12 protein-coding genes and 1 pseudogene are annotated in these 13,110 nt (G+C 41.6%); 2 read left to right on the top strand and 11 right to left on the bottom strand.

All coding sequences use genetic code 11. From position 1 onward, the window contains the following. Positions 1 to 116: 116 nt before the first annotated feature. The 9 genes from HT709_RS08200 to HT709_RS08160 form a co-directional block, all read right to left on the bottom strand. The gene (locus HT709_RS08200; protein WP_045606519.1) at positions 117 to 848 is read right to left on the bottom strand and encodes a response regulator transcription factor; all 732 of its coding nucleotides are present in this window, start codon (positions 846 to 848) and stop codon (positions 117 to 119) included. Next, positions 845 to 1,660, bottom strand: a complete 816-nt coding sequence (locus HT709_RS11895) for a GHKL domain-containing protein (protein ID WP_007285090.1) — start codon at positions 1,658 to 1,660, stop codon at positions 845 to 847. The genes HT709_RS08200 and HT709_RS11895 overlap by 4 nt, the downstream gene beginning before the upstream one ends. Positions 1,661 to 2,224: 564 nt before the next feature. Beyond that, positions 2,225 to 2,371 (bottom strand): smi_0057.1 family bacteriocin-like peptide, encoded by a 147-nt coding sequence (locus HT709_RS08190; RefSeq protein WP_023940555.1) that lies wholly within the window; start codon positions 2,369 to 2,371, stop codon positions 2,225 to 2,227. A gap of 152 nt (positions 2,372 to 2,523) precedes the next feature. Beyond that, a complete protein-coding gene (locus tag HT709_RS08185; RefSeq protein ID WP_050261359.1) occupies positions 2,524 to 3,693 on the bottom strand; it encodes an N-acetylmuramoyl-L-alanine amidase family protein in 1,170 nt (389 codons plus the stop codon). 112 nt (positions 3,694 to 3,805) lie between these two features. After that, positions 3,806 to 4,660, bottom strand: a complete 855-nt coding sequence (locus HT709_RS08180) for a C40 family peptidase (RefSeq protein ID WP_023935480.1) — start codon at positions 4,658 to 4,660, stop codon at positions 3,806 to 3,808. 247 nt (positions 4,661 to 4,907) lie between these two features. Beyond that, positions 4,908 to 5,141 (bottom strand): acyl carrier protein, encoded by a 234-nt coding sequence (locus HT709_RS08175; RefSeq protein ID WP_000136446.1) that lies wholly within the window; start codon positions 5,139 to 5,141, stop codon positions 4,908 to 4,910. A 5-nt stretch (positions 5,142 to 5,146) separates the two neighbouring features. Then, positions 5,147 to 6,139 carry a phosphate acyltransferase PlsX gene (gene plsX, locus HT709_RS08170; RefSeq protein ID WP_023932889.1) on the bottom strand — a complete coding sequence of 331 codons (993 nt, stop codon included), beginning with the start codon at positions 6,137 to 6,139 and terminating at the stop codon, positions 5,147 to 5,149. Continuing rightward, positions 6,136 to 6,906, bottom strand: a complete 771-nt coding sequence (recO, locus tag HT709_RS08165) for a DNA repair protein RecO (RefSeq protein ID WP_023932887.1) — start codon at positions 6,904 to 6,906, stop codon at positions 6,136 to 6,138. Before recO ends, plsX begins: the two co-directional genes overlap by 4 nt. Then, positions 6,903 to 8,072 carry a pyridoxal phosphate-dependent aminotransferase gene (locus HT709_RS08160; protein ID WP_000366350.1) on the bottom strand — a complete coding sequence of 390 codons (1,170 nt, stop codon included), beginning with the start codon at positions 8,070 to 8,072 and terminating at the stop codon, positions 6,903 to 6,905. The genes recO and HT709_RS08160 overlap by 4 nt, the downstream gene beginning before the upstream one ends. Before the next feature lie 148 nt (positions 8,073 to 8,220). Between HT709_RS08160 and HT709_RS08155 the strand changes: the two genes are divergently transcribed. Continuing rightward, positions 8,221 to 9,231 carry a YeiH family protein gene (locus HT709_RS08155; protein WP_172925669.1) on the top strand — a complete coding sequence of 337 codons (1,011 nt, stop codon included), beginning with the start codon at positions 8,221 to 8,223 and terminating at the stop codon, positions 9,229 to 9,231. 92 nt (positions 9,232 to 9,323) lie between these two features. Here the strand turns inward: HT709_RS08155 and HT709_RS08150 are convergent, their stop codons facing one another. Together HT709_RS08150 and polA are read right to left on the bottom strand one after the other, a co-directional pair. Further along, positions 9,324 to 9,761 (bottom strand): CoA-binding protein, encoded by a 438-nt coding sequence (locus HT709_RS08150; protein ID WP_054388194.1) that lies wholly within the window; start codon positions 9,759 to 9,761, stop codon positions 9,324 to 9,326. Positions 9,762 to 9,844: 83 nt separating this feature from the next. Continuing rightward, on the bottom strand, positions 9,845 to 12,478 hold the full coding sequence (gene polA, locus HT709_RS08145; protein WP_119919608.1) for a DNA polymerase I: 2,634 nt from the start codon (positions 12,476 to 12,478) through the stop codon (positions 9,845 to 9,847). A gap of 435 nt (positions 12,479 to 12,913) precedes the next feature. Between polA and HT709_RS08140 the strand changes: the two are divergent. After that, positions 12,914 to 13,110, top strand: a pseudogene (locus tag HT709_RS08140) (transposase); the annotation flags it as partial.

Below are 13,110 nucleotides of genomic sequence, written 5' to 3'. Positions count from 1 at the left end.
GCAAACTCCTTTCCTTTTCCTCTTACTTATCTATTCGAAAAAGAAGTCAAAAAAATAAGAATATCAGAAAATTTTCCGATATTCTTATTGATAAACTCATTCAAATCTAACAGATATTAGACATTGAGATGTTTTTTAAGGGTTCTTCTGGCTGTTCGTGATACGGGGAAATGCAAGCCTTCTAACAAGGTCACTTCTGTGGCAGTCATCTCTTCAATGGCTTGTAAACTGACTAACGTATTGCGATTGGCATAGACAAAGTAATCTTTTTCAGCCTTGGCAGCGATATCCTTGAGACTGCCATAAATGGTCTTGATAGAATGATTGGCATAATAAACCTTGATACGGTGGGATTCCACTGAGGTTTCAAAGGCTAAAATCTCATGGTAGGGCAGAGTAAAGCCCCGTCTTCCCTCAAAACTATAGGTAAAGAGACGCATATTTTCCCTCTTATCCACTGCCAGTACATAGTCCAGACAACGCTCCAGCTGACGACGGTAATCCTCCTCAGGCTGATCCTTGGAAATAAAATCCAAGGCAGACAAATGGTAGCGAAAAGCTAGAGGCAAGGCCTCCGAGTGTGTGGACACAAAGACAATGCTTGTAAAGGGATCCCGCTCCCGAACCTGTTGAGCAACCTGAAAGCCCCGTTCACGCTCTCCATCAATCTCTAAATCCAATAAATAGAGCTGGTAATGGTCAAAATACTGAGAATACTTTTCAACATCCCCATAGTTTTTGGCAATATCAATTTCCAATCTTAAATTGCGAGAGCGACCGATATCTAGTAAAGTCTGCTCTATCCGTCCTTGCTGGACTCTATCGTCTTCCAAAACTAAAATTCTCATTCCTCTCCCCCTCGTTTCTCATCCTTAAATGGCAATTCTAAATCTTGTCTAAAAGTCGTCTCTCCTAGCTGGGTATCTAAGTTTAAATCATAATGAAAAACCATGTCCTCCAAGGTTGCCAAGCCCAGTCCACTGTGGTTATCCTTGGTAGAGTAACCCTTTTGACTGAGAATACTGGGATTCAGTTCTTCTTTCTTACGAGTGTTTTCAATGATAAAACGGACACTCCTATCACCTGCCAATAAAGCAACCCGAATCTGCGGATTTTCAGCCTCACTGGCTGCTTCTAAAGCATTTGTCGTGAGGATAGAGAGGATACGGATAGCCTCCAACATAGGCAATGCCAGCTCTTCGACAACCCCCACCGTCTCCAAACTAAAATGAATTCCCTGCTTATCTGCCACAATCATGGCTTTTGCCAAGGTATTGCGAATAGCTATATCATGGATATTGTGAAGATTAAAGGCCGTGTAATCCGCCTTCCTCAGCTTTTCATTAGTCTTTAGAAAGACATCTTGATAAATGGTAGATACCTCAGCCATGTCTTGATTTGCTATGGCAGGCTCCATGCTGGCGACAATTCCCGCAAAATCATGACGGAAACCTCGAACCTCATCATAGAGATGTCCCAACTTATCCACCATTCCTTGCAAGGAACGATTTTCATCTTCCTGTCTCTGAATGGTCTGCTCATCACGATAAACCTGCTCCAAATGCTTGATGTAAAAGAGCCAAGAGAAAAAGAGAATGAAAATCAGGAGAGAAATGGTCGTATCAAAACGAACGTAGAACGAACTATTTCTATTGGTCATAAACGAAGAGAATATCCTAAATCCAGTCAGAGGTAGGATAATGAAAAAACTCTTATAATAGTGGGTTTTGAAAGCATCTGAAAAGAATAAATCCAAATCCAAAGAACAACGTTTCATAATTGTAGAACATAGAAATATTGATAATAAATCAAATACAGATCTATATAAAGTGGAAAACGAATCTACAAAACAACAAGGCTCACCAGATAATACACGAATCCAAATTGTCAAAAATAAATAACGAATACTTTGAAAGAAGAGAAAAAGATACAGAGAAAGAAAAAAAGCTTCCCCTTTTCCCTTGTGCAATACTAGTAAAAAAATACAGTAAAAGAAGAGAATGATTCCTATATGAAATAATTCTCCAAATGTTTGGCGAGCAGATAAACTAATTAAAAATACAAGGACCCAATAACGTTTTTTATAAAATTCTGGGGAAATTTGAGCACCCAAATAAATAGTAGGAACCATGGTTGAAACGACTACCAACAGTATATATAGCACAGAAACTAAGAATTCTAAAATAATCATAAATAAATCTAATCTCTAACGAATACTGTGAATTTAAGCAAAGTGTCTACCCGTACTAAATAACTTATCGCACCATTTTACGGCATCTTCAAAAATCCCTCCACCATTCACTTTCTCCAAAGCCTCTGGAGTTAATTCTTCAAATTGTTTCAATTCTACAAATATATTTTTCATTTCCATGACAGACTCCTTTTCATTATTTTATAGACAACTCTATCCCCTGCTCCATCTACAAAAGGCTTTAGTTTTCTTTTAAAATACAAGAAATCTAAAGCCTCTTGAAAATGGTATATTGGTTAGAGCGTTAACGATTAGTTGTGAAGATGTTATTTTTATTTAACCACAACCACTTTATAATATTCGTTTGAGTGTGGAGATTCAATTTTAATTTTTTCACCATATAAACCATCGATTTCTTTATCCAGATAATCTGAAACTCCTGATGGCAAGCGTTTCATCTTAAGAATTTCACCAGATTGATCCGCATAGGCTAGGATGTGATAGTGGGTTGTAGCCATACCATCATCAATCAATACAAAGTAACCTGTTTTGAGCTTACCTTGCTCATTTTCTAAATAGTATAGTTTATTGTTATTGATTGTAAAGTGGGTAGCTCCAAGACGAAGTCGTGCACCTGGATTTTCTAAATAGACATCATTGCCAACTTTTTTAATCTCTGAATAGGTTGTCATTGCTGGGATATTAATCACACGATGTCCATTTTCATCAAAGTAGTAGCGATTTGGTAAGTTTTGGAAGTTCTGTAAAACTGCCTTAGGATCAATTTCTTGTCCTTCTTCTTTATTATCCACTAAAGCTAAGGTAGTATTTGCAACCTCATCTCCATATTTATTAGAAAACTTCTTGAACTCTGGTCTGATATACCAGGCATTCTTTTCAATAATAACATCGTCACCTTTAGCATTTAGCAAATATTCTTGCCCATCTCCAAGTTTGACAATATCATGAATACTGTATCCAGCATCTTTTCTATTTGCTAGATAGCCATCCTTACCAATGACATAACTTTCCCCATCACTGGCTGGAACAGCTCTATCTGCGACCATAGCACCTGATTTTTCAAAGTAAGACCATTTACCATTTGGAGTCGCCCATCCTGTTGCCATAGCGCCACTGCCTTTGAGATAATACCATGTAGATCCTTCTTTGTACCAACCTGTACGCATGGCGCCACTACTTGCGAGCGAATACCATGTGTTACCTTCCTTGTACCAGCCAGTGCGCATAGCACCACTATCTGCTAGAGAATACCAAGTATTGCCGTCTTTGAGCCAGCCTGTCTGCATTTTACCAGTGCTGTCGAAGTGATACCATGAGCCAGCATTTTGTACCCATTTATCCTTAGCTAGACTGCCATCTTGTGAAAGATTCCAGTCAGCACCATTTTTAACCCAAGTATCTGCAGCCTGTGCTTGGTTGATAGACAAAAGTAGACCAGCACCTGCAAGCAAACCAAGTGTAAGTAGTTTAGATTTTTTCATAGCCATTTCCTCCTTTATTGAATAGCTATAAGAGGGCTTCCCCTCTTTATTTAGCTATATTCTAATACTTTTCATTGTCAAAGTCAATAATATTGTGAAAAATTAGACAATATTACCAATATCTACGAATTGTATTTTGAGTAATACCGTATTGATTCATATAAGAAACATATTGACCTGGATATGGAGCATGAACTACCTTTCCACCACCAACATAAATACCTACATGGTCATTTGTCTCTTCACTATTATACAAAATCAAATCTCCAGCTTGTTGAGAACCATTACTTATATAGCTTCCTCCTGTTGCTTGACCATAGGTTACTCTAGGAATACTAATATCAAACTTAGCATGAATAGCCATCGTAAATCCTGAGCAATCTACGCCACTATTCAAATCTGCCCCACCCCAAACATATGGGATTTTTCCTACAAATGTCTCTGCGTATTCACCAAGTGCCTGTCCACGATTTTCTACCCATACACCACTGGCTCTAAAGAAGTATGGTGTACCATTCACACGTTGATAACCAGTGACCATAGCACCACTAGCAGATAAGTAGTAATAATTGCCATCAGGTTGAATCCAAGTATTTTCTTTCATCCATCCTTGGTCATCAAAATAGTACCACTTGCCATCTAATTGTTCCCAATTTTTAGCATACCCACCTGAACCGTATTTAAACCACCATTTACCATTGGTTTGCATCCATGTTCCTTTCGGATCACGATATTGATTGAAAGCTTTCTTCTCTTGATTGCCCTCTGCTTGGGTTTCTTTATCTTCAAAACCAATCAATTTTACTTGATCAGCTTCTTCAGCTTTTATCTTGCCTTGATTAACTAATTGAGCAATCGCTTCTTTCTCACTTGCTGATGGGGAATCAGCATAGGCTACCGTAGTATTTGCTAGGAGAACGCCTCCTGCAAGAACTAACAAACTAGAATAAAGATATTTTTTCATCATAAAAATCCTTTCTTTTCTCCTTTTTGGAGATTGATTTTTTCTGACTCCATTATATCCCTTATTTGTCCTCAGATTTCTACTGTCCCTAGAAAGACTAAATCTGTTCCTAAACGGTCACTTATACTCAATGAAAATNNCAAAACACTGTTTTGAGGTGGCAGATAGAGCTGACATGGTTTGAAGAGATTTTCGAAGAGTATTAAGCCAAATAAAAAATTCCAAAGCAAATGCCTTGGAACTCCGATTTCTATTTTCCTTGAATAATCTTAACCACATCTCCTACACTTTGGAGTTGGTCAATTTCCTCATCGCTGATTTCGATATTAAATTCATCCTCCAGTGTCAAGATAAACTCCATCAAGTCAACAGAATCCGCATCCAAATCGTCTTTCAGACTCAAGGATTCTGTCACGACAAAGTCCTCTCCCTGTCGCTCTTGGATAATGGTCACAATACGGTCAAAAATTTCTTTTTCTGTCATCTCTTTTATTCTCCTGAAAATTCACGCGCAGTCTGGGCAACTACGTCTGTTTCTAGCATGGTACGAATCTGGCGAATCGTACTATAAACAGCCTTGGCATCGCTTGAGCCATGAGTCTTGACAACAGGTGCCTTGACACCAAACAAGACCGCTCCACCAACATCTGAGTAGTTGAGCTGTTTTTTCAAACCTCTGAGGCTATCCTTGAGAAGGAGTGCGCCTAGTTTCGCTCGAAGACCACCACCTGTAATAGCTGTCTTGAGCAATCCCATGATTCCCATGGCTGTCCCTTCGATGGATTTGAGCACAGCGTTTCCCGTGAAACCATCTGCCACGACAACATCCGCAACGCCATTCATCAAATCACGTGCTTCCACGTTTCCGATAAAGTTCAAACTTTCATCAGCTGCTAGTAATTCGTAAGTTTCCTTACGAAGCGGGTCACCCTTGCTACTCTCTGTTCCATTGTTAAGTAAGCCAACACGTGGTTGCGCAATGCCACGGACATTTTTAGCATAGAAAGAACCTAGAACCGCATATTGATGGAGGTGCTGGGCTGTATTTTCTGCATTGGCACCGAGGTCCAGCATGTCAAACCCCTTCCCATCTACAGTCGGCAAAGTCGACATAAGTCCAGGACGATCGATGTTCTTGATACGACCCACGATGAAGAATCCTGCCGCCAACAAGGCACCTGTATTCCCAGCCGAGAGAACAGCGTCTGCTTCTCCTTCTTTGACAGCCTTGGCCGCCAATACCATACTGGCATTTTTCTTCTTCCGAATAGCTCTCGTAGGTTCATCGTCTGAATCAATCTTTTCATCCGTATGGATAATGCTGACGCGCTCTGTCGCTGTCAGATATTGCTTGATTTTAGCTTCATCTCCGTAGAGTTGAACCTCAATATCTGAAAAGTCAGCTAGGGCTTGATTGACACCCTCAACGATGGCTTGAGGTGCGTAATCGCCCCCCATGGCATCTACTGCGATTTTTTTCATTTCTTTTCCTCTTTTAGTAATTGTCCCCAGTCTGCTAGGGAATCAATAAATTTCTTTGATTTTAGGTGAATCCCAACGTACTCTTCGTAGAGCTGATCCATAAACTGGCGTAAGTCTTGCTTGATATCGGGCTTGAGCGAAATGGTCTCCAAGGTCTCAAAATCAATGGCTTGAAATTGATTGAGCAGATAAGGGATATTGGGATTGAGATGGCAACGTCTCTCATCCTCATGATAATGCTCTGAACAGAGGCAGGCTCCATATTTGAAAGAAAAGTCAAAAGCCTGACCGACCCGATGGCAAAAGACACACTCATTAAAATTAAGGCTGATCCCAAATCGAGTCAAAATTTGAATTTCAAAAATATTGGTCAAAACCTGATAATCCAAGCCTGCTTCCATCAACTCCAAAGTCTTTTGCAAAAAAGCAAACAAGGGAGCATCCTGCTGATTGTCCTGCAAACTAGCATCTGCAAGAGCTGCCACATAGGTCGCATAGGCCATGACAAAGAGGTCACTATTAATCTTGGGAAAAGTCATGACCTCATGATAGTCTTCGATGTAACTGAGTCCGTCATCATTGATTCGCAAGAGAAATCGTGCCAGCACCAAGGGCTGAATAACAGGCGCCAGCTTAGACTGACCAGCGTGTTTGACAAAAAACATGCGTTTGCCAACCTGCTCTGTAAAAATTTTGACGAGCTTGTCATCCTCACGAAAATTGCGATTATAGAGCACCAAGCCTTGACTCGTGATAGACTGAATCATGCTTCTCTCATATACTCCTCAAGTCGTTTCATGGCTTCTTTGATAGTCTCCATGCTGGCTGCATAAGACAGGCGAACATAACCTTCTCCATAACACCCAAAGGCAGCACCAGGGATAAAGGCAACAGCCTTCTTCTGAGCAAAATCCTTTAGAAAGGCAAAGGAGTCTTGGTTGTAACCAGCTGGAATCTTAGCAAAGATATAGAAGGCACCGTCTGGTTTGATAATCTCAAAACCAAGAGCAGTCATTTTCTCGATAATATAATCACGACGCTGGATATATTCCTTCTTCATAGGCTCCGCATCGTTTTTACCAGCCGTCAAGGCCTCCACCGCAGCGTGTTGCGCCATGGTATTTGCGGCAGTCACCAAGTACTGGTGACTCTTGATTAACTGAGCTGTGAAGGCCGCAGGAGCGAAAATTAGTCCCAAACGCCAACCGGTCATAGCATGCGATTTAGATAGACCATTGATAATGATAGCCTGGTCTCTCAACATCGTTCCTAGAGATACATGGGCTTCGCCTGTATAGGTCAATTCTGAGTAAACCTCATCACAGACAACGAAAATTTCGTACTTGCGTAAAACGTCTGCCAAGGCCTCCAACTGCTCCCGACTATAGGTAATTCCTGTCGGATTAGCTGGATAGTTGAGAATAACCGCCTTGAGCTTGTCTCCCTGCTCCAAAATGGCCTTTTCCAACATCTCAGGAGTCAAGACAAAACCATTTTCAGTTGTGTCAATCTCGACAATCTCTGCCCCAACTAGATTGACAATCGGTTCATAACCTGGATAGGCAGGAGCTGGCAAGAGCACCTTGTCTCCCTCTTCCAAAATAGCTGTCAAAGTCGCAGATAAAGCCTCTGTCGCCCCAATTGTAACCAGGATTTCATTTTCAGGAGCATAGTCCAGTTGGTACTTTTCCTTAACAAAGTCACTGGCTGCCTGACGTAGAGTCAGCAGACCACTCATCCCTGTATAGTAGGATTGGTTCTGGTCAATCGCTCGCTTGGCCGCCTCCTTGACATGATCTGGCGTTGTAAAATCAGGTTCCCCCAAGGTCAAACGCAAGACCCCAGGAATCTCCGAAATAGCCTGGTCAAACTGACGAATCAACGAAACTTGAATCTTATCTAACTGTTTATTAAAGCGCTTAGTTAAGTCCATAGATACCTCCTACTGTAAAAACGTATCTCTATTATACTACAAAAGCCCCCCGACCGCAAAAATACATAATAGAATAACTTTCCACTTTCTACTTTACTTTTCCTGTTTTTATGTCTATAATGGTAAAAGATTTTATTTGGAGGTTTTTATGTCATTTCTATCAAAAAATGGAGCAGGTATCTTGGCCTGCCTTCTCATTTCTATCGTATCTTGGTACTTAGGAGGATTCTTCCCTGTGATTGGCGCGCCCGTTTTTGCCATTTTCATAGGCATGCTCCTACATCCCTTTCTCTCGTCCTATAAACAACTGGATGCTGGTTTGACCTTTAGTTCCAAGAAGTTGCTCCAATATGCCATTGTCTTGCTTGGTTTTGGTCTCAATATCTCGCAGGTCTTCGCAGTTGGCCAATCTTCACTCCCTGTCATCCTGTCCACTATCTCAATAGCTCTGATTATTGCCTACCTCTTCCAGCGTTTCTTTGCACTGGATACAAAACTGGCTACCTTGGTTGGAGTAGGTTCTTCTATCTGTGGGGGTTCTGCCATTGCAGCGACAGCGCCCGTTATTGATGCTAAGGAAAAGGAAGTAGCCCAAGCCATTTCCGTTATCTTTTTCTTCAATGTCTTGGCTGCGCTCATCTTTCCAACCCTCGGCACCTGGCTTCATCTATCCAATGAAGGCTTCGCCCTCTTTGCAGGGACTGCGGTCAACGACACTTCCTCTGTAACGGCTGCCGCCAGCGCTTGGGACAGTCTTTACCAAAGCAATACCCTCGAGTCTGCAACCATTGTTAAACTCACACGTACTTTGGCCATTATCCCTATCACGCTCTTTCTCTCCTACTGGCAAAGTCGCCAACAAGAAAACAAGCAAAGCCTACAACTGAAAAAAGTCTTCCCACTTTTTATCCTTTACTTTATCCTTGCATCGCTCCTAACCACCCTTCTGACCTCTCTCGGTGTGTCTAGTAGTTTCTTTACCCCTCTCAAACAACTTTCCAAATTCCTCATTATCATGGCCATGAGTGCTATCGGTCTCAAAACCAATCTAGTAGCTATGGTCAAATCCAGTGGAAAATCCATTCTTCTTGGAGCCATCTGCTGGATTGCCATCATCCTCACCACTCTTGGTATGCAGACCCTTATCGGCATTTTCTAATACTCTTCGAAANNTTGAGCAGCCTGCGGCTAGTTTGCTCTTTGATTTTCATTGAGTATAACACAAAAGGTAGCCCACCAGCTACCTTTTTCTTATGCTTCCTCAATCAAGCGTGTATGTTCTCTCTTGATGCAACGATTCATCACGATGTCATCACATCCACCAGCACGCAAAATCTCTTCTGCTTCTAGACTTTCAAGTCCTAGCTGTGCCCAAAAAATCTTAGCATCAGCCTTGAAAAAATCACGCGCCACATCTGGCAAAAACTCACTGCGACGGTAAACATTGACAATATCTACAGGAAAAGGAATCTCTGCTAGACTAGCATAAGCCTTTTCACCCAATATTTCGCCACCTGCCGCCTTGGGATTGACTGGAATAATTTTATAACCCCGAGCCTGCATTTCCTTGGTCACTCGATTACTGGTTGTTTCCTCACGATCTGATAACCCCACTACAGCAAGGGTTTTACTCGTTGCGAGATACTGACGAATCACGCCATCACTTGGATTGATAAATTCTTGACTCATAGAAATCCTCCTTTTTCATCAGTATAGCACATTTTGAAAAGGCTTGCATAATTCTACTACAAAAAGGAGGACTAGCCCCCTTTTTATTTAGCCTCGTACCAGGTTGCCCCTTCATTTTCATCTGCGATGAGGGTAACACTGAGTTGAATGGCTTCTTCCATGGTTTGTTTGACCAATTTTTTCATCTCTGCCAATTCAGATTTAGGAACTTCAAGGACGATTTCATCGTGCACTTGCAGAAGCATCTTAGTCTGATAACCACCTGCAACCAAGGCTTTATCTAGCTGAATCATGGCAATCTTGAGAATATCTGCTGCCGAACCCTGAATAGGAGAATTGATGGCTGTCCGCTCCGCAAAACCACGAATATTAAAGTTGCGCGAATTGATATCTGGCAACTCACGACGACGCTTGAAGAGGGTCTCCACATAGCCCTTATCACGCGCCTCACGCACCACTTCATCCATGTAGTTTTTAATACCTGGGAAGCGTTCAAAGTAGGTATCAATGTAGGCTTTGGCCTCCTTACGGCTAATGCCCAGATTATTAGACAAACCAAAGTCTGAAATACCATAAACCACTCCAAAGTTAACCGCCTTGGCATTGCGACGATCGTTTGCAGTCACATCCTCAGGACGCTCAATGCCAAAGACCCGCATGGCTGTCGAGGTATGGATGTCCGCTCCCTCTTGGAAGGCCTTAATCAAGTGCTCATCCTTAGAAATATGCGCCAAAACGCGCAATTCAATCTGTGAATAGTCCGAGCTGAGCAATACACTATCCTCCCACTCAGGCACAAAAGCCTTACGAATGAGACGACCCTGCTCCAAACGGGCAGGAATATTTTGCAGGTTTGGATCCACACTAGACAGACGACCTGTTTGGGTCAAATCCTGCACATAACGAGTATGAATCTTGCCATCATCCAAAATCCAGTCCTGCAAGCCAATTACATAAGTCGATTGAATCTTAGCAATTTGACGGTAGTCTAGGATTTTCTTAACAATCGGAGCAATAGGAGCCAAGCGTTCCAAGACATCCACCGCTGTCGAATAACCTGTCTTGGTTTTTTTAGTGTATTCTAAAGGAAGTCCCAATTTTTCAAAGAGAAGCACGCCCAACTGCTTAGGCGAGTTGATATTAAACTCCTCACCAGCCAACTCGTAAATCTCTTGAGTCAGTTTTTCAATGACAAGCTCATTTTCAGCCTGCATCTCACACAAAGTCTCTTTCTTGACCCTAATTCCAGCTATTTCCATCTTGGCAAGGACAAAAGCCAGAGGTTGCTCTATATCATAAAGAAGCTCTAATTGCCCATTTTCGCTGAGTTTTTCAAGCAAAATAGGCTCTGTTTCAACCAAAACAGCAAGTTTACAAGCTAAGTGTTCCAAGAATTTCTCACGTTCAGGAATGGCCTTTTTAACACCCTTACCGTAGAAAGTTTCATCATCAACCAAGTAAGTCTGACCATAAAGACTAGCGATGGTCGCAATTTCATTGTCCTCCACAGTCGAAAGGAGGTATTTAGCCAAACGGATGTCAAAAGCAGGCGCCTGCAAATCCACACCCAAACGTTGCAAAAGAACTTTAACCTTCTTAAAGTCATAAACTCTCAGAGATGTTTTTTCTAAGAAATCCTTGAAAATCGGGTCTTGCAACAGCTCAAGCTTGTCTGTGGCATAGAGCTTATCCCCACAAGACCAGGCAAATCCAACCAAATTATCCGTATGGTAATTCTCACCAAAAAGCTCAAAGTGGAAGATAGACTCTTCACTCAGCATATCTTGACTGATTTGGTCAACAATAGTAAAATCCAAACTCTCAGACACATCAGCTGACGACACATTTAAAGCCTGCTTGAGCTGTTTGAAGCCCATCTCATCGTAGAATTTTCCAAGATTTTCAACATCTGGACCACTATAGACCAAGTCCTCTAAACCAATCGCAATCGGTGCCTTGGTATCAATGGTCGCTAGTGTTTTAGACAAAAAGGCCTGTTCCTTATCATTAATGAGATTTTCCTTCATCTTAGAAGCCTTCATCCCATCGATATTTTCATAAATCCCCTCAAGCGAACCATACTCCAGCAAGAGCTTGATACCCGTCTTTTCACCGATTTTGGTCACCCCAGGGATATTATCCGACTTATCTCCCATAAGCGCCTTGAGATCGATAAACTGCGTCGGTGTAATGCCCATCTTTTCCATGAGATAATCTGGCGTAAAGGCCTCAAACTCAGCCACACCTTTCTTGGAAATCTCAACCACCGTATGCTCATCCGTCAGCTGAATCAAGTCCTTGTCCCCACTGACAATGGTAATATCAAAACCATCCTGCTCTGCTAGCTTATCCAGTGTCCCAATGATGTCATCCGCCTCATACTGAGCCAACTCATAGTGACGAATCCCCATATGATCCAGCAACTCACGAATAAAGGGAAATTGCTCACGAAACTCATCCGGAGTCTTAGCCCGACCACCCTTATAGTCCGCATACATCTCTGTCCGGAAGGTCGTCTTCCCCGCATCAAAAGCCACCAAAATATGACTAGGCTCAACCCGCTCCAACAAATGGCTCAACATCAACTGAAAGCCATAAATCGCATTGGTATGCAAACCAGCCGCATTCTTAAAACGGTCCAACTGCTGATAGAGCGCAAAAAACGCCCGAAAGGCAACAGAAGACCCATCAATCAATAATAATTTTTTCTTATCCATACACCCATTATAAAGGAAAGAATCAAAAAATACCATTGGGAAGAGCTAGAGCAAGTATTTTTCAAACTTTTTCCCGAATAAATAGATAGAAGCATTGAAACTAGTAAACTTAGATTTAAAAATGTGCTATAATGAAAGACAAACTATAAGAAAAGTCAATAGTTTATCTAAAATATTTCTTATTTCAATTTGATGATTTAGCGATGATTTTAGAGCATGGCAAAAATCCCTTGAAAAAGTCCATTTTTTTCAAAGGTAATCTTGTGTTAATTTCAGAAATTACATCACTTTTTGTTCGTCAAATGGTAGCTCTTTTTTAGGAGATAAAACATGGTTCGGATAAGTTTTTTTGCAAGGTGGATGATGGCTACATTGTAATGTTTTCCTTGTTCTAACTTAGTCTTAAACTAGGCCTTAAAAAAGCGATTGCATGCTTTGCCAGCTGATGAACGACTACAGAAACGTCAAGAAGAGCTCCAACCCCTAATGGAAGACTTCTTTGCTTGGTGTCGGCGTCAGTCAGTTTTACCTGGTTCAAAACTAGGAAGGGCAATTGAATACAGTCTCAAGTATGAAGAAACCTTTAAGGCCATTTTGAAAGACGGGCATCTGGTCCTTTCCAATAATCTAGC

Origin of the sequence: Streptococcus sp. 1343 (assembly GCF_013277355.1) — a bacterium.
GTDB lineage: Bacteria > Bacillota > Bacilli > Lactobacillales > Streptococcaceae > Streptococcus > Streptococcus pseudopneumoniae.
This window is presented reverse-complemented; position numbering and strand designations above follow the sequence as displayed.